General features: G+C 69.0%; 18 protein-coding genes. 13 read left to right on the top strand and 5 right to left on the bottom strand.

The window, feature by feature from the left end; all coding sequences use genetic code 11:
• Positions 1–70: 70 nt before the first annotated feature.
• Entirely contained in the window at positions 71–1,873 is a 1,803-nt protein-coding gene (locus EUA94_RS05960) for an acyl-CoA dehydrogenase (protein WP_129425655.1), read from the top strand.
• Here EUA94_RS05960 and EUA94_RS05955 read toward each other — a convergent pair.
• On the bottom strand, positions 1,870–3,378 hold the full coding sequence (locus EUA94_RS05955) for a PH domain-containing protein (protein WP_129425653.1): 1,509 nt from the start codon (positions 3,376–3,378) through the stop codon (positions 1,870–1,872). The genes EUA94_RS05960 and EUA94_RS05955 overlap by 4 nt on opposite strands.
• Positions 3,375–3,908 carry a PH domain-containing protein gene (locus EUA94_RS05950; RefSeq protein WP_129425651.1) on the bottom strand — a complete coding sequence of 178 codons (534 nt, stop codon included), beginning with the start codon at positions 3,906–3,908 and terminating at the stop codon, positions 3,375–3,377. Before EUA94_RS05950 ends, EUA94_RS05955 begins: the two co-directional genes overlap by 4 nt.
• Positions 3,909–4,099: 191 nt before the next feature.
• Between EUA94_RS05950 and EUA94_RS05945 the strand changes: the two genes are divergently transcribed.
• Both EUA94_RS05945 and ychF read left to right on the top strand, forming a co-directional pair.
• Positions 4,100–4,915 carry a M57 family metalloprotease gene (locus EUA94_RS05945; protein ID WP_129425649.1) on the top strand — a complete coding sequence of 272 codons (816 nt, stop codon included), beginning with the start codon at positions 4,100–4,102 and terminating at the stop codon, positions 4,913–4,915.
• A 100-nt stretch (positions 4,916–5,015) separates the two neighbouring features.
• Positions 5,016–6,092: a redox-regulated ATPase YchF gene (gene ychF / locus EUA94_RS05940; protein WP_129425647.1), complete on the top strand. Its 1,077-nt coding sequence runs from the start codon at positions 5,016–5,018 to the stop codon at positions 6,090–6,092.
• A gap of 368 nt (positions 6,093–6,460) precedes the next feature.
• Here ychF and EUA94_RS05935 read toward each other — a convergent pair whose 3' ends face one another.
• The 3 genes from EUA94_RS05935 to EUA94_RS05925 form a co-directional block, all read right to left on the bottom strand.
• Positions 6,461–6,652, bottom strand: coding sequence for a hypothetical protein (locus EUA94_RS05935; protein WP_129425645.1), 192 nt, complete (start codon positions 6,650–6,652; stop codon positions 6,461–6,463).
• A gap of 152 nt (positions 6,653–6,804) precedes the next feature.
• The gene (locus EUA94_RS05930) at positions 6,805–7,404 is read right to left on the bottom strand and encodes a GNAT family N-acetyltransferase (protein WP_129425643.1); all 600 of its coding nucleotides are present in this window, start codon (positions 7,402–7,404) and stop codon (positions 6,805–6,807) included.
• Between the two features lie 82 nt (positions 7,405–7,486).
• Positions 7,487–8,128: a response regulator gene (locus EUA94_RS05925; RefSeq protein ID WP_129425641.1), complete on the bottom strand. Its 642-nt coding sequence runs from the start codon at positions 8,126–8,128 to the stop codon at positions 7,487–7,489.
• 219 nt (positions 8,129–8,347) lie between these two features.
• Here EUA94_RS05925 and EUA94_RS05920 point away from each other — a divergent pair, with 219 nt between their 5' ends.
• From EUA94_RS05920 to EUA94_RS05875, 10 genes are all read left to right on the top strand, one after another.
• Positions 8,348–9,751: an amino acid permease gene (locus EUA94_RS05920; protein ID WP_129425639.1), complete on the top strand. Its 1,404-nt coding sequence runs from the start codon at positions 8,348–8,350 to the stop codon at positions 9,749–9,751.
• A 35-nt stretch (positions 9,752–9,786) separates the two neighbouring features.
• Positions 9,787–11,016 carry an arginine deiminase gene (locus EUA94_RS05915; protein WP_129425637.1) on the top strand — a complete coding sequence of 410 codons (1,230 nt, stop codon included), beginning with the start codon at positions 9,787–9,789 and terminating at the stop codon, positions 11,014–11,016.
• Positions 11,013–12,023, top strand: coding sequence for an ornithine carbamoyltransferase (argF, locus tag EUA94_RS05910; RefSeq protein ID WP_129425635.1), 1,011 nt, complete (start codon positions 11,013–11,015; stop codon positions 12,021–12,023). Before EUA94_RS05915 ends, argF begins: the two co-directional genes overlap by 4 nt.
• The gene (locus EUA94_RS05905; RefSeq protein ID WP_129425633.1) at positions 12,020–12,967 is read left to right on the top strand and encodes a carbamate kinase; all 948 of its coding nucleotides are present in this window, start codon (positions 12,020–12,022) and stop codon (positions 12,965–12,967) included. The genes argF and EUA94_RS05905 overlap by 4 nt, the downstream gene beginning before the upstream one ends.
• The gene (locus EUA94_RS05900) at positions 12,954–13,889 is read left to right on the top strand and encodes an ABC transporter ATP-binding protein (protein ID WP_129425631.1); all 936 of its coding nucleotides are present in this window, start codon (positions 12,954–12,956) and stop codon (positions 13,887–13,889) included. Before EUA94_RS05905 ends, EUA94_RS05900 begins: the two co-directional genes overlap by 14 nt.
• Positions 13,886–14,632, top strand: coding sequence for a hypothetical protein (locus tag EUA94_RS05895; protein WP_129425629.1), 747 nt, complete (start codon positions 13,886–13,888; stop codon positions 14,630–14,632). The genes EUA94_RS05900 and EUA94_RS05895 overlap by 4 nt, the downstream gene beginning before the upstream one ends.
• A gap of 73 nt (positions 14,633–14,705) precedes the next feature.
• Positions 14,706–16,160, top strand: a complete 1,455-nt coding sequence (locus EUA94_RS05890) for a glycosyltransferase (protein WP_129425627.1) — start codon at positions 14,706–14,708, stop codon at positions 16,158–16,160.
• Positions 16,141–16,815 (top strand): hypothetical protein, encoded by a 675-nt coding sequence (locus tag EUA94_RS05885; RefSeq protein ID WP_207210418.1) that lies wholly within the window; start codon positions 16,141–16,143, stop codon positions 16,813–16,815. The genes EUA94_RS05890 and EUA94_RS05885 overlap by 20 nt, the downstream gene beginning before the upstream one ends.
• Positions 16,816–16,950: 135 nt before the next feature.
• On the top strand, positions 16,951–17,808 hold the full coding sequence (locus EUA94_RS05880) for a slipin family protein (RefSeq protein WP_129425625.1): 858 nt from the start codon (positions 16,951–16,953) through the stop codon (positions 17,806–17,808).
• Entirely contained in the window at positions 17,805–18,599 is a 795-nt protein-coding gene (locus tag EUA94_RS05875; RefSeq protein WP_129425623.1) for an ABC transporter ATP-binding protein, read from the top strand. Before EUA94_RS05880 ends, EUA94_RS05875 begins: the two co-directional genes overlap by 4 nt.
• Position 18,600 lies beyond the last annotated feature (1 nt).

The following is an 18,600-nucleotide window of genomic DNA, read 5'->3' as shown; positions in this document are numbered from 1 at the left end:
CCGCACGATCTCGAACGCCCCTTCCGTCCCGAGCGGAGGGGGCGTTCGTCTGCCCCGGTAGCGTCTGCGCGTGCCCGTCTCGTCGCAGATCCTCTCCGCCCGTGACCTCGAGTTCCTGCTCTTCGAGTGGCTCGACGTCGAGAAGCTCAGCGAGCGCCCCCGCTTCGCCGAGCACGACCGCGCGTCGTACGACGCCCTGCTGGCGCTGTGCGAGGAGCTCGCGACCGAGCACTTCGCGCCGCACTACCGCAAGAGCGACACCGAGGAGCCGGTCTTCGACGGCTCGACGGTGCACCTCATCCCGGAGATCGGAGCCGCGCTGGAGAAGTTCGCCGCCGCCGACCTGCTGACCCTGACCCTCGACGAGGAGGTCGGCGGGCTGCAGGTGCCGCACGTCGTGGCCTCGGCCTGCATGGCGTGGTTCACCGCCGCCAACATCGGCACCGCGGCGTACTCCTTCCTCACTGTCGCCAATGCCGGGTTGCTGCTCGCGCACGGCTCGCCCGAGCAGGTCGAGCGCTACGTCGGGCCGATGCTCGAAGGCCGCTTCTTCGGCACCATGACGCTGTCCGAGCCGCACGCCGGCTCGAGCCTCGGCGACGTCGTCACCCGCGCGGTGCCTGCCGACGACGGCACCTTCCGGATCTTCGGCAGCAAGATGTGGATCTCCGGCGGCGACCACGAGATGGGCGACAACATCGTCCACCTCGTGCTGGCCAAGCTCCCCGACGCGCCCGCCGGGTCGCGCGGCATCTCGCTCTTCATCGTCCCGAAGCACCTCGTCAACGAGGACGGCTCGATCGGCGAGCGCAACGACGTCGCCCTCGCGGGCATCAACCACAAGCTCGGCAGCCGCGGCACCGTGAACACGGCACCCGTCTTCGGGGACGGCGCCTTCACCCCGGGCGGCGCGGCCGGAGCCGTCGGCTACCTCGTCGGCGAGCCCCACAAGGGCCTGTCCTACATGTTCCACATGATGAACGCCGCCCGGCTCGGCGTCGGGATGTCGGCGACCACGACGGCGTACACCGCCTACCTCAAGTCCCTCGACTACGCGCGCTCGCGGCCGCAGGGACGGGCGCTGACCGCGACCGACCCCGCCGGCCCGCAGGTGCCGATCATCGAGCACGCAGACGTACGCCGGATGCTGCTGGCGCAGAAGTCGTACGTCGAGGGGGCGCTCGCGCTCAACCTCTGGTGCAGCCGGCTGCTCGACGAGCAGGCGACCGCGGCCGACGATGCCGAACGGCTCGCCGTCGGCCAGCTCCTCGACGTGCTCACGCCGATCGCGAAGTCGTGGCCCTCGCAGTGGGGCCAGGAGTCCTGCAGCCTGGCCATCCAGGTGCTCGGCGGCTCGGGCTACACCCGCGACTACGACGTCGAGGCCCACTGGCGCGACCAGCGGCTCAACCCGATCCACGAGGGCACCCACGGCATCCAGGCGCTGGACCTGCTCGGCCGCAAGGTGCTCGGTGGGGGCGGCGCCTCGCTGCTCGCGCTGGCGGCGCGGATCGAGGAGACTGTCGTCGTGGCGACCGACCTCGGCGGCGAGGCAGCGGCGTACGCCGTCTCGCTCAAGGCGATGGTCGACCGGCTCGGCGAAGTCACCTTCGCGCTGGCCGGGCTCGGCGATCCCGACCGGACGATGGCCAACGCGACGGTCTACCTGGAGGCTGCCGGTCACGTCGTCATCGCCTGGATGTGGCTCGAGCAGCTCGTCGCAGTGGGGGAGAAGGAGGGCGACTTCTACGACGGCAAGCGGGCCGCCGCGCGCTACTTCTTCGGCTGGGAGCTGCCGAAGGTCGCACCGATGCTCGACCTGCTCGCCTCGGGCGACACCACGACGCTCGACATGCAGGCTGCCTGGTTCTAGGGCTCGAGGAACTCCCTCACCAGCCCGGGCGTGGCCGCGTCCGCGAGCGCGACGCCGACGTCGAGGCGTACGTCGCGCAGGAGCACGCGCTCGTCGCCGGCGGCCGTCGTCGCGACGAGGTCGGCGAGCCCGATGCGGCGCTGCCACCACGACTGGGAGACGACCCAGCCGATGATGCCGTCGGTCTCCAGCACCGTGCGGATCCGGGCCAGCTGGCCGCTGCCGGCCACGAGGTGGTCGCCGGCGAGGGCGTGGCCGAGGTGTCTGTACGACGACTCGCCGACCGCCGCGGCCGCAAGCAGGAGCACGACGGCGAGCGCTGCCACCCACCACCATGAGATGTCGAACCACCAGGCCGCTCCGGCCGCCGCTACCACCAGCGCGAGGGCCTCGCGGAGCTCGCGGAACCACGCGCGGCGGCGGGCGAGCGGTCCGTGTGCCACGAGCGGGTCGGTGAGCGGTCCGCGGTGCTCGAGCACGGCCTGGCCGACGCCGACCGCGACCTCGCGGGGGCACGGCGGAAGCACCTGCGTCACGCCGTTCTCGACGCCCGTCGCGAGTGTCGAGAGCTCGGCGCCACCGACGGCACGCATCAGCAGCGGCTCGGTCATCCGTACGCCGCGGACCTTGGCCTCCTCCACCGTGATCGAGCGCGTGGTGAAGAGTCCGCTGGTGAGGTGCAGCGAGCCGTGCTCGCGCACCAGCAGGAAGCGCCACCACTGCACGACGTAGCCGGCGACCGACACGACGAGCCAGGCCGCGAGACCGGCGACCGACAGCACGAGGACGACCGCGACCAGCGCGAACTGCGCGAGCCAGTCCCACGTCGAGCGGGCCGTCTCCTCGTTCCAGATCGGGAGGTTGTCGCCGAACTGGGAGAGCGCGCCGAGGGCGCCGGCGAGCAGGACCAGCCGACTGAGGCTGAAGGGCGCGAAGCGCAGCCACGACCAGTCGATGCGGGCGAGCTCGACGGGGAGCGGGGCGGGGGCCGGCGGCCGCGGCGCGACGTCCGGCAGGTCTTCCGTCGACGCGTCCGGGGCTGCCACGACCACGGCTGCCTCACGTCGGCGCAGGAGCGTCGTACGCAGTGCTTGGGCGTCCGCCGCCGACAACGCGTCGAGCGTGATGCGGTCGTCGTCGACGCCGGTGCCGACCTGCACCTTCTGCAGGCCGAGCACGCGGTGCAGCAGCGAGGCCTCGAGGTCGACGCTGCGGACCCGGTCGAGCGGCGCCGTCGAGGTGTTCTTGTTGAGGACCCCCGAGCGCACCTGGATCTGGGTGTCGGTGAGGCGGTAGTGCGTGGTGAGCCACGGCAGCGCGCCGAAGACGAGCGGTCCGATGACGAGGACCGGGAAGACCACCCAGCCGAACCCGGAGTCGCTCTGGCTGATCCCGACCACCGCGACCACGACGGGCACGACTGCCTGGCCGATGGCCTTCACCGGGTCGAGCAGCAGCTTGCGGGGGCTCAGCCGCGACCACCCGTCGCCGGGCGCGGGGATCACGTCGCGTCGTCCTCGCCCGCGGCGGTGATGGCGGTGAGCCGGGCCACGACCTCGCGGGCGGTCTCGGCGTCGAGGCAGTCGACGGTGATCGGTCCGGCGGCCGATGCGGTCGTGACGGTGATCGACGCCAGTCCGAAGAGCCGCATGAGCGCACCCTGGCGGGAGTCGACGGTCTGCACGCGGTTGATCGGCGCGATCCGGGTCTGCCGCCCGATCCAGCCCTCGCGCGTGTGCACGGCCGTGTCGGTGACCTCCCAGCGGTGGACGCGGTAGCGGATCCGGGGCATCAGCACGACGTGGGCGACCGCGGCGGCCGCGACCAGCAGGACGAGGACGATCGTCCAGCCGGGCACGTCCGGGACCACGACGTACGCCACTGCGGCCGCCCCCACGATCACGGTGTCACCGATCAGGGCCGACACCCGCCAGAACGGGACCGCCTGCGGCGAGACGCGGTGGGCCGGCTCCCGCAGGACGGGCCGCGGCACGATCGGCTCGCGCTCGATCGGCTCGGCCCCCACGTCGCTCATGGGGACGAGTCTTGCAGGTCGGGGCGAGCGGGCGAACTTGTGCAATCCGCGTCCCGGATCCGTCCGCCCGCGATCTTCTGCAGGTTCGTGCAGTGCACACACCTGACCCGGGCCAGCCCTTCCCTTGTGGTCTAGACCGGGGTGTGGTGGAGGGGCCAACACCAATCCGACCGGAAGAAGTGACAGCGCACATGAAGACCACGATCACCAGGACCCTGGCCGCCGCAATCGGAGCGGGTGCGCTGGCTGCGTCGATGCAGCCGGCGAGTGCGGCACCCGCTCGGGAGGACGTGCCGAGCTTCCAGGAGTTCAAGGCCGCGACCTTCCAGGACGTCGCCGGCCAGTACGTCGTCAACGGCGACGAGACCATCGCCACGACCCCGAAGCTGCGCGACTACTACGACGCGATGGTGGGCTCGAAGGACACCGACTCGCAGTCGCTGGTCATCAACACCGTCGGTGGCGCCGACGACAAGTGGTCCGCCACGGCGGCCCGCAACCTGACCTACTGCGTGAGCAACAACTTCGGTGCCAACAAGGCCGCCGTGGTCTCCGCCATGCAGTCGGGCGCCGGCCAGTGGGAGGCCGCCTCGAGCGGGATCAACTTCACGTACGTGTCGTCCGCCGACGCGAGCTGCACGGTGTCCAACAGCGCCGTGGTGTTCTCGGTCGAGCCGACCAACACCAACCAATACATCGCCCGGGCATTCTTCCCGAGCAGCCCGGACAGCCAGCGCAACATCCTGGTCAACGCGACGTCACTGCAGAACTCCGGGTCGTGGACCCCGTCCAACATCCTCGCCCACGAGCTCGGACACACGCTGGGCTTCCGCCACGAGCACACCCGGCCCGAGGCCGGCACCTGCTTCGAGGACAACAACTGGCGCCCGCTGACGCCGTACGACTCGGCGTCGATCATGCACTACCCGCAGTGCAACGGTTCGTCGAGCGACCTCTCGATGACCGACACGGACCGCGCAGGGGCGCGGACGGTCTACGGCTCCTGACGGGACGCCCGGACCACCGGGGGGAGGGCCCGGCCCGAGAGGGTCCGGCCCTTCGCCTCATTTCGTGCCGTCGTCCGCGGCGCCCGTAGACTCCCCGCCCGTGGCTCTCACCATCGGCATCGTCGGTCTCCCCAATGCGGGCAAGTCGACCCTCTTCAACGCACTGACCAAGAACGACGTCCTCGCGGCGAACTACCCGTTCGCGACGATCGAGCCCAATGTCGGGGTCGTCGGGGTCCCCGACGAGCGGCTGCCGCAGCTCGCGGAGGTCTTCGAGTCGGCCAAGATCCTCCCGGCGACCGTCGAGTTCGTGGACATCGCGGGCATCGTCCGCGGCGCCTCGCAGGGTGAGGGCCTGGGCAACAAGTTCCTCTCGCACATCCGCGAGTCCTCGGCGATCTGCCAGGTGACCCGGGTCTTCCGCGACGAGGACGTCACCCACGTCGACGGCGAGGTCAACCCCGCCAACGACATCTCCACGATCCAGACCGAGCTGATCTTCGCCGACCTCGACACGGTCGACCGGGCGATCCAGCGCCTCGAGAAGGAGTCGCGCAAGGTCAAGGACCTGGTCGCCAACCTCGACGCCGCTCGCGCGGCGAAGGACGCGCTCGAGTCGGGCACCCCGATCATCGCGACCTCGATCGACCGCTCCCTCCTTCGCGAGCTGTCCCTGCTGACGGCCAAGCCATTCATCTACGTCTTCAACTGCGACGCCGACGAGCTCGCCGACGACGTGCTCAAGGACAAGATGCGCGCGATCATCGCGCCGGCTGAGGCGATCTTCCTCGACGCCAAGTTCGAGTCGGACCTGGCCGAGATGGACGACGACGAGATGGCCCACGAGATGCTCGCCGAGATGGGCATCACCGAGTCCGGCCTCGACCAGCTCGCCCGCGTCGGCTTCGACACCCTCGGCCTGCAGACCTACCTGACCGCCGGCCCCAAGGAGACGCGGGCCTGGACGATCCGGAAGGGCGCCACCGCCCCCGAGGCCGCCGGTGTCATCCACACCGACTTCCAGAAGGGCTTCATCAAGGCCGAGATCGTCTCCTTCGCCGACCTGATGTCCGCCGGCACCATGCTCAAGGCCAAGGAGGCCGGCAAGGTGCGCATGGAGGGCAAGGACTACGTCATGGCCGACGGCGACGTGGTCGAGTTCCGCTTCAACGTCTGAGGGTTCACTGTTTGCGTATGTCAGACGGCATTTTGCTGTCCCGTCAGGCACGTTCTGTCCTCACTGTGCCCTCACCAGAACGCCCAATGCTGCGTGAACGTCCCCGGTGCCTCATCCGGCATTCAGCCCAGACGTCGCCTGCGCGCAGAGCTTGCCTACCTCGGTGCGTATAGGCTGGGGGCGCTTCGCACGCGAGAGTGAACGACGAGCGCGGCCAGCTGCCGGTCCTGGTCGTGGATGGCGCTCTCCGCGATGGTGCGCACCACGTGACTCGAACCGCCAACCATCTCGAGGCGAGCGGCGGCGATGGATGCGTGTGCGTGCGCGGCGAGCTGCGCGACGAAGGTCCGGTCGAGCGCGAGGCCGTGCTATGCGCGGGGCGGGCCCAACGTCGTGCGCGATGCTTGGGCGAGCGGCCGACCGCGGTCGAGCAGGACGGCTGAGATCGCTGCGAGCTGAGCTGTCTGCACGCTCAGCGCGGTGGCGGCCACCGCTCGTACGTCCCGCCGGTCGCTGCGGCTGGCTGCCTCGCTAGCGGTCATGATCGAGGCGAGCGCCACGATCGCGTCCTCCAGGTAGGTGGTATCAACGTCATTGCCGTCCGGTCGCGGTTCGATTGATGTGGTTGAGGGCTGTCCGGGAGTCATGGTCGTCCTTCGGGGTCGTACGGCTCGAGCAACTGCGCGGGAGCCTGCGATGTGAGGGTGCACGGTCATCTGGCAAGAGGCTCTGCCACGGAACGAGAAGCAGCCAAGGTGGCGACGGACGCCCGCATCCCGGTGGCCCGGCGTGACTGCTCACCGGATTCTGTGCTGAGCTCGAACGTGAGGAGGCCCGGCTCGCTCGCCCGCGTGATGGCGTAGCCCGCGTCGTTGAACACCTGCACCATCCGATGGTTCTCCGGCGGCATGTCGGCCATGAACTGCCTGATCCCTTGCTCGTGACAGCTCGATGCCAGATGTTCGAGCAGCAGGGTGCCGATGCCGTGGCCGCGCTCGGGATCGGCGACCAGGAAAGCGACCTCCGCCGATCCGGCCGTGAGGCGCTCGGCCGCAGCGACGCCAACGACATGACCGTTGAGGGTCACGACGAGTGCGAGGAACGTGTCACCGCTCTGACTGAAGAGGTGGTCGACGTACCTCTGGCCGGCCGCTCGTCCGACGCTGAAGAAACGAAGCCGCGACGAGTCATCGCCGACATTGGCATGAAGCGCATCCACCTCGGTCCGATCGGACTGTGCCAATGCGCGAACCTCAGCAGCCCGCCCGTCACGCAGGAACACGACTGTGGGCGGAGGAGCGGTAGGCGGCATGGCGCCACTCTGGTCTGGGTGTGAGCGGACCGACAGGGTCTAACGGCCCCCTACGAGCCCCCTGAGCCCGGGGATGTGCTGATCAGCGCAGCAGCTGAGACGCGAGCACGGCGGCCTGGGTTCGTCGCTCGAGCCCTAGCTTGGAGAGCACGCTGGAGACGTAGTTCTTGACGGTCTTCTCGGCCAGGAACATCACCTCTGAAATCTGGCGGTTGGTCATTCCTTCCGCGATGTGGCCGAGGAGCACCTGCTCCTGGGCGGTCAGGGACGCCAGCTCCGGGGGTGAGGATGGCCCGACGCGGATGCGCTCCAACAGCGTGGCGGTCATCGACGGGTCGATGAGGGACTTCCCGGACGCCACCAGGCGGATGGCAGAGACGAGGTCGGAGCTGCGGATCTCCTTCAGGACATAGCCGGAGGCGCCGGCCATGACCGCTGCCAGCAGCGCCTCGTCGTCGGCGTACGACGTGAGCATCAGCGCTCGGATCGACGGATCGACGGCCCGTACGGCCCGGCAGACCTCCACGCCGGATCCGTCGGGGAGGCGCACGTCGAGGACGACCACGTCCGGCCGGACAGCCGGGATCCGGTGGGTGGCATCGACCGCCGACCCGGACTCGCCGACCACCTCGATGTCGCCGGCACCTTCCAGAAGGGCACGCAGGCCGCCCCGGACGACTTCGTGGTCGTCGAGCAGGTACACGCGGATCGGGCTCGTGGTCATGGTCCTCCGCCTCGGAACAAGTGGGCTGACCTTCATGGATAGCCCGCCCGCGACGACCGGAACAGGGTCGAAGGTCCCTTGTCGTGGCGGACACGCACAGGCCCCACGTTCCTGAGGACGTTGCCCGACCCGAGGGGTCGTTCGGCCCTGACGAGACCTCCGTGCTGCTGGTTGCGTGAAGTCCATGGACGGAGGCCCACCTCTGCCGGAGGAGATGTCATGACGCAGGTGCAGGATCGCTCGGCGAAGGCTCCGGCGGATGTACGCCAGCTGCTCGAGCTGCCCCAGTCGACAGCGCTGGTCATGGGCAGCATCATTGGGGTGGGCATCTTCAGCCTGCCGTACGCCATCGCGTCCTACGGAGCGATCAGCCTCGCCGCCATGGGCATTGCCACGGTCGGAGCGGTCGCCCTCGCCATGATGTTCTCGGTGATGTCGCGCCGGCTGCCGGCCGACGGTGGTCCCTATGCGTACGCGCGCGCCGCCTTCGGCAACGGCCTCGGATTCAGCAATGCCTGGTCCTACTGGATCACCGCCTGGGCCGGCAACGCCGCGATCGCGGTCGGGTGGGTCTACTACGTCGAGACCTTCGTCAACAAGGACGGCGCCGTCGGATGGTCGATCCTCATCGCCCTGGTCGGCCTGTGGATCCCGGCTGCGGTGAACCTGACGGGTGTGCGCAACATGGGCGTCTTCCAGGTGTGGACCACGGTCCTGAAGTTCATTCCCCTGGCCCTCATGTCGACCGTGGGCCTCTTCTTCATCTCGACCGCCAACTTCACCCCGTGGAACACGAGCGGTGACAGCAACATCGCAGCCGTCGGCGGGGCCATGGCCATCTGCCTGTTCAGCTATCTCGGCGTCGAGACGGCGTCCGTGGCAGCCGCCAAGGTGCGCGAGCCCGCGCGCAACGTCGGGCGTTCCACCATCTTCGGCACGCTCGCGAGCGGCGCCGTCTACATGCTCTCGCTGGTCGCGGTCTTCGGGATCCTGCCCGCAGGCGCGCTGGCTCTGGACGACAACAAGGCCTCGTACTCGGCAGCGGCTGATGCCATCGTCGGCAGCGACTCCTGGGCCGGGACGCTCGTCGCCCTCGCCGTGATCGTCTCCGGGATCGGTGCGCTCAACGGGTGGACGATGATCGTGGCCGAGATGCCGCTGGCCGCTGCCAAGGACGGTCTGTTCCCGCGACGTTTCGGTCAGCTCTCGAGCCGTGGCGTCCCGGCCTTCGGCATCATCACCTCGACCGCCCTCGCCTCGTTGGCCGTCGTCATCAGCTACGTCGGTGCCAGTGGGGCCACCGTCTTCACGACGCTCGTCCTGATGACGGGCATCACCTCCGCCATCCCCTATGCGTTCTCCGCCCTCGCCCAGATCAGCTGGCGGTGGCACGACCACCAGCGGGGACACGCGCCTCGGTTCTACCTGGACATGGCAGTAGCCCTGATCTCCCTCGTCGTCTCGATCGCGTTCATCTACTACTCCCGGAACACCGGCTCCTCCTGGTACGTCGTCTGGGGCCCGTTCCTGATGGCCGGCGCCGCGTCCGTGGTCGGCATCCCGGTCTACCTGCGCATGCGCGGCTCGATGACTGCACCCGACGCCGTCCCGGACTACCGATGAGCCCCACGGCACGACCCACCGATCGAGAGGCACCCATGTCGTTCCACGTCGATTCCGAAGTCGGACTGCTCAAGCAGGCCATCGTCCACCGCCCCGGTCTCGAGCTCACCCGGCTCACGCCTGCCAACGTCGAGGAGCTCCTGTTCGACGACGTCATATGGGCCGACCGCGCGCGGCTGGAGCATGCCGCCTTCGTCGGTCAGCTGGAGGCGGGCGGCGTCCTGGTGCACGAGTTCGAGACGCTCCTGGCCGAGGCGCTCGACCAAACCGGCGCGCGGACGTTCCTCCAGGAGCGCCTGACGACCGCCACACGCTTCGGGCCGGCCCTGGACGCGCCGCTCGACGAGCTGGTGGCTTCGACGCCGGCGCCCATCCTTGCCAGTCTCCTGATCGGCGGGGTGCTCAAGCGCGACGTGGCCGCGCTCCTTCATGCCCCGAGCCTGCTGATGGAGTACCTCGCCCCTGACGACTTCCTGCTGCGGCCGCTGCCCAACCACCTCTTCCAGCGCGACAACTCCGCGTGGATCTACGACGGTGTGTCGGTCAACCCGATGGCCAAGCCCGCACGGCAGCGGGAGACGATCAACTCGCGTGTGGTCTACAACTTCCACCCGATGTTCGCCGCTACCCAGATGAACTACCTCTACGGCAACGATTCATCGGCGCACGACACCGCCACGGTGGAGGGTGGTGACATCACGGTCATCGGCAACCGCGCCGTGATGATCGGCATGGGGGAGCGGTCGACCCCACAGGGGGTCGAGATCCTCTCGCGCAGCCTCTTCCAGTCCGGCAACGTCGACACCGTGATCGTGGTCGAGCTGCCGAAGGAGCGAGCCTTCATGCACCTCGACACGGTCATGACCATGATCGATCGCGACGCATTCTGCGTCTATCCGTTCCTGCCCGCGGAGCTGCGCTCGTTCACGTTGAAGGCGATGGGGGACGGCGGTGACTTCAAGATCGAGGAGAACTCCGAGCTGTTCCCGGTCGTCGCAGAGGTGCTCGGCGTCGACGACCTGCGCATCCTCAAGACACCCATCGACAAGATGGGCGCCGCGCGTGAGCAGTGGGACGACGGGAACAACTTCCTCGCCGTCGCACCGGGCGTGATCCTCGGGTACGAACGCAACGTCGCGACCAACGCCTACCTCGCTGACCAAGGGATCAGGGTCGTCCCCGTGGTGGGCGAGGAGCTCGGACGAGGACGTGGTGGGCCCCGGTGCATGACCTGCCCCATCGAGCGCGAGGCGGTGTCCGCATGACCGCGACGACCTTGCGGGGTCGCAGCTTCCTCAAGGAGCTGGACCTGACCCCCGACGAGTGGCGCACACTTCTGGACCTGTCCGCCCAGCTCAAGTCCGCCAAGCGCAGCAGGACCGAGCAACAGCACCTGCGCGGCAAGAACATCGCGCTGATCTTCGAAAAGGCCTCGACCCGCACGAGATGCGCGTTCGAGGTCGCTGCGCACGATCAGGGCGCACACGTGACCTACCTGGATCCGGCGGGTTCCCACATGGGTCACAAGGAGTCAGCGGCCGACACCGCACGTGTGCTGGGACGGATGTACGACGGCATCGAGTACCGCGGCTTCAGCCAGGCGACGGCCGAGACCCTCGCCACCTTCTCCGGCGTGCCCGTGTGGAACGGGCTGACCGACGAGTGGCACCCCACGCAGTCGCTCTGCGACATGCTCACCATGCGCGAGCACTCGTCGAAGCCCGACGACCAGATCACCTTCGCCTTCGTCGGTGACGCGCGGGACAACACCGCGAACTCACTCCTCGTCGCCGGTGCGATGCTCGGCATGGACGTCCGGATGGTCGCTCCCGGGTCGCTGGGCAACGACGAGGACGTCGTGAAGGCAGCGCGGGGCATCGCGGAGTCGACGGGCGCGCGCATCCTCGTGACCGACGACATCGCACGCGGGACGGAGGGCGCGGACTTCGTCTACACCGACGTCTGGGTCTCGATGGGCGAGCCGGTCGAGGCCTGGACCGACAGGATCGCGCTGCTGTCGCCCTACCAGGTGACCACTGAGATGTTGAGGGGCACCGGAAACCCCGATGTGAAGTTCATGCACTGCCTGCCGGCGTTCCACGACCGCGGCACGGAGGTGGGCGAGGAGCTCTTCGGTTCGACCGGCCTCACTGCCCTCGAGGTCACCGATGAGGTGTTCGAGTCGGCGGCGTCGATCGTCTTCGACCAGGCGGAGAACCGGATGCACACCATCAAGGCCGTCATGGTCGCGACCCTGGGCGACACCCGATGAGGATCGTCGTGGCCCTCGGCGGCAACGCCCTGCTGCGGCGAGGCGAGAGTCCGGACTCCGCCATCCAGCTCGAGCACGTGGCGGAAGCGGCTCCGGCCCTGGCCGAGATCGCGAACGAGCACGAGCTCGTCCTTGTCCACGGCAACGGCCCCCAGGTGGGAATGCTCGCTCTCGAGAGCGCCGCCGACCCGGTGCTCACGCACCCGTACCCCTTCAGCGACCTCGTCGCGGAGACGCAGGGTGTCATCGGGTACTGGCTCCAGCAGGGCCTGCGCAACGCGGGGTTGGCGACCCCGGTCGTGACCCTGGTGACACAGACCTTGGTGGACGCGGCCGACCCGGCCTTCGGCAATCCCACCAAGTTCGTCGGGACCGTCTACGACCGCCAGCGCGCACACGAGCTGGCCCGCGCCAACGGCTGGGACGTACGTCGCGACGGCGCGGGGTGGCGTCGCGTCGTCGCTTCGCCCCAGCCGCTGGGCATCGTCGAGCTCGACACGGCACGCGCCCTGCTCGCGATCGGCACCACGGTGGTGCTCGCCGGCGGCGGCGGTGTCCCCGTCGTCGCCGGACACCACGGGCTCGCCGGGGTCGAGGCCGTCGTCGACAAGGACTTCGTCGCCGCGATCGTTGCGACGGCGCTGGAGGCTGACCTGCTGGTCATGCTGACCGACGTCGACGGGGTCTACGCCGACTACGGCACCGCGCAGCAACGACTCATGCGTCGGGTCACGCCCGACCTGCTCCGGTCCAGGAGCTTCCCGGACGGCTCGATGGGGCCGAAGGTCTCGGCCGCCTGCCGATTCGTCGAGAACACCGGCATGCACGCCGCCATCGGCTCGCTCGCTTCCACCGGTGACGTGGTCGACGGGACGGCCGGAACCCAGATCCGCATGTCTCACACCGGCGCACGTCCACGAGGAGCTCGTCATGCACACGCTTGAGTTCGAGAACGTCACCAAGCGCTATCGCCATGAGGTCGTGGTGGACGACCTGACGTTCACCGTCCTGCCCGGGCGGGTGACGGGCTTCCTGGGACCGAACGGCGCGGGCAAGTCCACGGCGATGAAGATCCTGCTCGACCTGGTCAAGCCGGACCACGGTCACGCCACGATCGGCGGGAAGCGGTACCGCGACATGGCGGATCCCGCCCGCTCCGTCGGCGTGGTCCTCGAACCCAATGCCTTCCACCCCGGACGCAGTGGACGCAACCACCTGCGTGTCCTCGCTGACGGAGCCGGCATCGATCCTCGCCGCATCTCGCACATGCTGGACGCCGTCGAGCTGACGCACGCCGCCGACCGACACGTGGGCGGGTACTCCCTGGGGATGCGTCAGCGGCTCGGCCTGGCAGCGGCCCTGCTGGGGGATCCACCGGTGCTCGTCCTCGATGAGCCTGGCAACGGGCTGGATCCGCAGGGCGTCCGCTGGCTCCGCGACCTGCTGAGACAGCGCGCCGCGGAAGGCGGCACGGTGCTGGTCTCCAGCCACCTGCTGGCCGAGGTCGAGCACCTGGCCGACGAGGTCGTCGTGCTCAACCATGGGCGGCTCGTCGTCACGGGCGAGCTGTCCGCCCTGCGGCAGGCGGGTACGTCGGTGCGCACCCTTGGAGCCGATCGGCTCACGATGATGCTCAGAGCGGCCGGTGCGTTGGTGCATACCGGTGGCGAGGGCGAGCTTGTCGTACGTGGGCTGGCGATCAGCGAGATCGGTGATCGAGCCCTGGCCGCCGGCATCGCCCTGCATGAGCTGACCCCCCAGGCCGGTTCGCTCGAGGATCTCTTCCTGGACTGGACGACCGATGACAGCGCCGCCGAGTCACGGGGTTCCGTCCACGAGAACGAGAGGACGGCCGTACCGGTATGACCACGCTACGACTCATCCGAGGAGAGATCCGCAAGCTCGGCACCACGAAGCTGCCCTGGGGTTTCCTCATGGTGTTGGTCGTCGTGGCCGGCCTGGACGCCGCAGTCGTCGCGTTCGCCACCGACATGGACGGCAGTAAGGCCTTCATCGCCACCGCCGAGGACCAGCGATCGCTGATGGCGTTCGCCTCCAACGCCATGATCGGCACCAGCCTCTTCGGGGCGATTGCCGTCGCTCGGGAGTACGGGCACGACACCGTGGTGCCGATGTTCCTGACGTCCCCGAAGCGCTATCGGGCGGTTCTCGCTCAGTTGAGCGCCGTGCTGCTGACCGGAGCGACGTTGGCAGGCGCCGGCCAGGTTCTCGTCATCGCCGGGGTCGCCCTCGCGTTGCCGAGCACCGAGTTCGCGTTCCTGGTGTCGACCGGCGACCTCGTCCGGCTCCTCGCCGCCACCACATTCGCCGGAGCCATCGGCGCCGTCCTGGGTGCCGGGCTCGGGTCGATCATCCGCAACGTGGGCGGTGCGGTCACGGTCGCCGTGCTGGTGCTGTTCGTGATTCCGCCGCTGGCCGCGCAGCTGGTTGCTGAAGCCGGGTCCTGGATCCCGCCGACGCTCTTCGCCGTGATCTCCGGGGTCGACGCTGCCGTCAGCCTCGGGGCTGCCTTGGTGGCCATCACCGCATGGGCACTGGTCCCGGCGGGCCTCGGGCTGGTCGCCGTCCAGCGACGGGACGTGGTCTGATGTCGACCCGCCCCGCTTCGACCGTCGACGGCAGTCGCCCGCCGCTGAGCTCCTCCCGGACCAGGGGTAGCTCATGATCGAGGTCGACGTCAGAGCAGTCCCGCTCGAGCAGCTGGGCGCGATGCTCGCTCCCGATCGAGCCGCAGCGCTCGAGGCGAGCGCAGCCCGCGCTCGTGCTGTCCTCAGCGACCGCACCATCTGGCACGTGAACGCGACGGCCCACGGAGGGGGCGTGGCCGAGATGCTGCAGACGTTGCTCGCCTACGGCAACGGAGCGGGGGTGGACAACCGGTGGCTCGTGCTCGACGCCGATGCCGCGTTCTTCACGATCACCAAGCGGGTGCACAACATGCTCCACGGCGCGCCGGGTGACGGCGGCCGGCTCGGTGACGCCGAACGCGCGCACTACAGCGCCGTCCTCGAAACGAACCTGCGGCAGATCCTGCCCCAGCTCGCACCTCGTGACATCGTCCTGCTCCACGATCCACAGACGGCCGGCCTCGCGTCGGGTCTGCGCCGCGCAGGTGTCCATGTCGCGTGGAGGTGCCACGTGGGGCGCGATGACTCGAACGAGATGACAGATCTCGCATGGGATTTCCTGCGCCCGATGATCGAGCCGGCGGAGGTCCTGGTGTTCTCCCGGCTCGCGTACGCCCCCGAGTGGACAGACCCTGCACGAGTCGCCGTCATCGCCCCCTCGGTCGACCCGTTCTCCGCCAAGAACCTCACGCCGTCCGCGGACGCCGTCGACAACCTCCTGGCCACCGTCGGGCTGGTCACCGGCATCGTGCCGTCCGGGCGGGTGACCTTCGATCGTCGCGATGGCACCCAGGGCACGGTCCGGCTCCGTGCTGCCACCGGCGGCCTCGTGCTCGACGGCCCGGCGCCTCCCCACGACGCGCGCCTCGTGGTGCAGGTCAGTCGGTGGGACCGCCTCAAGGACATGTCCGGCGTGATGACCGGTTTCGCCACGATGCTGCGCAGGCATGGACCGGGGGACACACACCTCATGCTGGTGGGACCGGCCGTGGCCGGGGTGTCCGACGACCCGGAGGGCGCTGAGGTGCTCGACGAGTGTCGGCGGCAGTGGCACGCCCTTCCGGCGTACGTGCAGTCACGCGTCCACCTGGCGTCCGTGCCCATGGACGACCCGGACGAGAACGCCATCGTGATCAACGCGCTCCAGCGCCACGCTCACGTGATCGTCCAGAAGAGCCTGGTCGAGGGGTTCGGCCTCACCGCGACCGAAGCCATGTGGAAGTCCAAGCCGGTGGTGGCGAGCATGGTGGGCGGTATCCGGGACCAGATCACCGACGGGGTCGACGGCCTCCAGGTGCCCGACCCCTGTGACCTGGACGCATTCGCCGCGGTGCTGCACCACCTCCTCTCTGACGACGACCTGGCGGCACGGCTCGGGCAGGCGGCTCATGAGCGCGTGCGATCGGAGTACCTTCCCGATCGCCACCTGGCTCAGTACGTCGACCTGTTCGTGAGGCTGGTGACCTGCGATGAGCACCCGACGTGCTGAGCTGGTCGGACAGGTCGGCGATGTCGTTCGGGACCTCCCGATCTTCCTCACGTCACCGCTCTACCGCCGGTGGCACCTGCACTGGGGTGCCACCCCGGCCGAGGTATCCGCATCACTCCCCGGCGACATGCTCGTCCCGACGGCGCAGTTCCGCGCGACCAGGGCGATCACCATCGATGCCCCGCCCGAGGCCGTCTGGCCGTGGCTCGTGCAGGTCGGCTGTCTCCGCGCCGGCTGGTACAGCAACGACCTGCTCGACAACCTCGGGCATCCCAGCGCGACGGAGCTGGTTCCCGGCCTCCAGCGCCTCGAGATCGGGCAGTGGGTGCCGATGTCTCCGACGCCGTCTGAGCGAACTGCGCTGAAGGTCCACTCCTTCGCGGTCGACGACTGGCTTCTCTGGGCGAAGTCCGACACCTCGTGGTCGTGGAAGCTGACGCCCACCATCCACGACCGAACCCGCTTGGTCACGCGCATCCGGACCAGCTACGACTGGTCGCACCCGGGCACGGCAGTTCTCGGCGTCATCCTCATGGAATTCGGCGACTTCGCCATGCTTCGCAGGATGCTGCGCGGCATCAAGGTGCGCGCCGAGTCCGACGCCGGGCCGATCCGCCCGATCCGTCCGATCCGCCCGATCCGTCCGATGCGCTGACCGCTGGGCCCGCCGTGTGGTCCGGGCCGTCTGCCGACTTGCGGGGACCTTCGGCACTGTGGCGGGCCGGTGTCCTCGTGGTCCCGTGGAAGCACGGCAACAACGCGCACGACACATCAATAGGGAGCAACTCCGATGACTACTCTCGGCATCGTCCTGGCGGTTCTTCTCGCCCTCTCCGTCCTCGGGCTGCTCCTCGCGGTCAGGGTCGTCAAGCAGTACGAGCAAGGCGTCGTGCTGCGACTGGGCCGCGTCCAGGAACCGAGAGAACCCGGGCTTCGCTTCATCATCCCGCTCATCGACGTGATGCATCAGGTCTCCCGTCGCATCGTCACGATGCCGATCCAGTCGCAGGGCATCATCACCCGCGACAACGTCAGCGTCGATGTGTCAGCCGTTGCCTACTACCGCGTGGTCGACACCGTGATGTCGGTCGTGGCGATCGAGAACGTCCGAGCCGCCATCGACCAGATCGCCCAAACCACCCTGCGCAAGGTCGTCGGCCAGCACACGCTCGACGAGACCCTCTCGGAGACCGACCGCATTAACCTCGACATCCGCGAGATCCTGGACGTCACCACCGTCGAGTGGGGGGTCGAGGTCACCCTCGTCGAGCTGAAGGACATCCAGCTTCCTGAGTCCATGAAGCGTGCGATGGCCCGGCAGGCCGAGGCCGAGCGGGAGAAGCGCGCGAAGATCATCAATGCCGAAGGTGAGTCCCTCGCAGCGGCCGCACTCGGTGAGGCGTCCGACACGATGATGGCCCACCCGCTCGCGCTCCAGCTGCGCAACCTGCAGAGCCTGGTCGAGATCGGCGTGGACAAGAACACCACGGTGGTCTTCCCGGCCCCGATCATGACCACCATCGCCGAGCTCGGCTCCTTCATCGCCCGCGAGGCTGAGGCTGCCGGCGCAACCAACGGCTCTGCGCCGGTGTCCTCCCCTGCCGTGCCCGTCGCCTTGAGCAACGGCACCTCGGGGCGTACGGCATGACCGCCGCCCACGTCGCCGAGCGGACGCAGGCGTCCACCGATCGCGACGACCGTGCGATCGCGGCCCAGGCCATCGGGCTGAGCAAGACCTACGGCGAGGGCGGGGCGCTGGTGACCGCGCTGGGCGACGTGACTGTCGAGTTCGCCAGCGGGCAGCTCACCGCCATCATGGGGCCGTCGGGATCGGGGAAGTCGACACTGATGCACTGCATGGCAGCGCTCGACACTCCGACCGCCGGGACGGTCATCATCGACGGCACCGACATCACGCACCTCAAGGACAAGGCGCTGACGCGCCTGCGTCGCGACCGGCTGGGGTTCGTCTTCCAGGCCTACAACCTCGTCCCCACCTTGACCGCGCAGGAGAACATCACCCTGCCGATGGACATCGCGGGCCGGCGCGTGGACGCGGAGTGGTTCGACACGGTGGTCGACACCCTCGGCATCCGGGACCGACTGGCACACCGCCCCGACGAGCTGTCCGGTGGTCAGCAGCAGCGCGTCGCGTGCGCCCGGGCACTGCTCAGTCGTCCGGCGATCGTCTTCGCTGACGAGCCGACCGGCAACCTCGACTCACGCGCGAGTGCAGAGATCCTGGCGTTCCTCCGCGCCTCGGTCGACGACTTCGGCCAGACCATCGTGATGGTCACGCACGATCCGTCGGCGGCGTCGTACGCCGATCGCGTCGTCTTCCTCGTGGACGGTGCCATCGTCGACGACATCGTCAAGCCCACCATGGCGGTCGTGCTGGAGCGCATCCAGGAGCTCGACCGACCCCGCGCGGAGGCCTGAC

This window comes from Nocardioides zhouii (genome assembly GCF_004137345.1).
GTDB classification, from domain to species: Bacteria; Actinomycetota; Actinomycetes; order Propionibacteriales; family Nocardioidaceae; genus Nocardioides; species Nocardioides zhouii.
This window is presented reverse-complemented; position numbering and strand designations above follow the sequence as displayed.

Bases quoted from the DNA above. Each gene is read 5' to 3' on its own strand.
- EUA94_RS05950 (WP_129425651.1), bottom strand. From the start codon at position 3,908: ATGAGCGACGTGGGGGCCGAGCCGATCGAGCGCGAGCCGATCGTGCCG.
- EUA94_RS05945 (WP_129425649.1), top strand. From the start codon at position 4,100: ATGAAGACCACGATCACCAGGACCCTGGCCGCCGCAATCGGAGCGGGT.
- EUA94_RS05930 (WP_129425643.1), bottom strand. From the start codon at position 7,404: ATGCCGCCTACCGCTCCTCCGCCCACAGTCGTGTTCCTGCGTGACGGG.
- EUA94_RS05925 (WP_129425641.1), bottom strand. From the start codon at position 8,128: ATGACCACGAGCCCGATCCGCGTGTACCTGCTCGACGACCACGAAGTC.
- EUA94_RS05920 (WP_129425639.1), top strand. From the start codon at position 8,348: ATGACGCAGGTGCAGGATCGCTCGGCGAAGGCTCCGGCGGATGTACGC.
- EUA94_RS05915 (WP_129425637.1), top strand. From the start codon at position 9,787: ATGTCGTTCCACGTCGATTCCGAAGTCGGACTGCTCAAGCAGGCCATC.
- argF (WP_129425635.1), top strand. From the start codon at position 11,013: ATGACCGCGACGACCTTGCGGGGTCGCAGCTTCCTCAAGGAGCTGGAC.
- EUA94_RS05905 (WP_129425633.1), top strand. From the start codon at position 12,020: ATGAGGATCGTCGTGGCCCTCGGCGGCAACGCCCTGCTGCGGCGAGGC.
- EUA94_RS05900 (WP_129425631.1), top strand. From the start codon at position 12,954: ATGCACACGCTTGAGTTCGAGAACGTCACCAAGCGCTATCGCCATGAG.
- EUA94_RS05895 (WP_129425629.1), top strand. From the start codon at position 13,886: ATGACCACGCTACGACTCATCCGAGGAGAGATCCGCAAGCTCGGCACC.
- EUA94_RS05890 (WP_129425627.1), top strand. From the start codon at position 14,706: ATGATCGAGGTCGACGTCAGAGCAGTCCCGCTCGAGCAGCTGGGCGCG.
- EUA94_RS05885 (WP_207210418.1), top strand. From the start codon at position 16,141: ATGAGCACCCGACGTGCTGAGCTGGTCGGACAGGTCGGCGATGTCGTT.
- EUA94_RS05880 (WP_129425625.1), top strand. From the start codon at position 16,951: ATGACTACTCTCGGCATCGTCCTGGCGGTTCTTCTCGCCCTCTCCGTC.
- EUA94_RS05875 (WP_129425623.1), top strand. From the start codon at position 17,805: ATGACCGCCGCCCACGTCGCCGAGCGGACGCAGGCGTCCACCGATCGC.